Here is a 1,232-nt window from a genome sequence, read left to right on the forward strand (position 1 = left end):
CCTGGACGAGCACCTGCCCCCGGCCGGTGCCGGGCCGGGCCAGCGCGGTCAGCCGCGCCGCGGCGGCGGCGTGTCGACCGGCGGCCAGGTCGAGCACGGCCAGCGCCCACTGGGCGAGGGCGCGCGGCCGGCTGTGCCCGCCCGGGTTCTCGCCGATCTCGCGGATCCGGCGCAGGCTGGTGTCCCGGTCGGCGCGGACCGCGGCGAGCACCGCCAGCATGCCCAGGTGCACCCCGGCCCAGTTGTCCTGACCGGTGTCGCGGGCGATCCGCAGTCCCTCCCGCGAGGTCTCCGCCGCGGCGTCGTGCCGACCCAGCCAGTACTCGGCGGCCGCCCGCAGGTCCAGGGCGCGCGGCAGGGCGGACAGCTCCCCACGGTGGGCCAGCTCGACGGCGCGCTCGGCGAGCCGGTGCGCCGCGGCGTCCACGGCCACCAGCAGGCCGGCCGCCGCCGCGCAGGTCAGCGCCGCTGGGGTGAGCGCCGACCCGGCCAGGTGTCCACCGAGGACCACCGCGCGGCGCAGCGCCGGCCCGGCCCGCTCGTGGTCGCCACGCAGCGTCGCCGCCACCCCGGCGACGTAGGCGCTGAGCAGCTCCGTCGTGGGTGGGTCGTCGGGGCGGCGCAGCGGCTCCGCCCGCCGGGCCACCTCGGCGTAGCGGTACTGGTCGCCGGAGAAGCAGACCGCCTCGCCTGCGCGGACCAGCGCGCCGAGGGCCAGTGCGCGGTCGCTGCCCGCCAGCGTGTCCGCGGCGGCCAGCAGAGCGGTCAGCGCGGACCGGGCGCGACCGCCGCGCAGGTCCAGTTCGCCGCGCAGCAGTGCGGCCCGCCCGGTCACGGTCGGCTCGGCGACGGCGGGAGGGCTTCCCAGCAACAGGCGGGCGCGGTGGGACCGGCCGGCCGACCAGGCGTACCGTGCGGCGGCCACCAGCCGGGCGGCGGCGCGGGCCGGGTCGGCGGTGAGCTCGGCGGCGCGTTGCAGGGCCGCCGAGGCGGCGTCACCGCCGACCCCGTCGTGGGCCGCGGCCTGCTCCAGCTCCCTGGCGAGGGCCGGGTCCTGGCCCTCGGCGGCGGCGGCGAGGTGCTGGGCCCGGCGCAGCCGCTGACCGGGACCGTCGAGCGCCCCGGCGAGCAGCAGGTGCGCGGCGCGCCGCTCGGCCAGTGGCGCGGCGCCGCGCACCATGGCGCGGGCCAGGGGCTGCGGGAAGGTGACCCGGCCCGGCTCGACGCGGAGC

The 1,232-nt window shown here is 80.9% G+C and carries 1 pseudogene; it reads right to left on the minus strand.

The annotated features are described in order from the left end of the window. Nucleotides 1-1,232 (minus strand): annotated as a pseudogene (locus KBX37_RS33895) (helix-turn-helix transcriptional regulator); the annotation flags it as partial.

It is taken from the genome of Micromonospora sp. U56, assembly GCF_018070095.1.
Taxonomy (GTDB): domain Bacteria; phylum Actinomycetota; class Actinomycetes; order Mycobacteriales; family Micromonosporaceae; genus Micromonospora; species Micromonospora purpureochromogenes.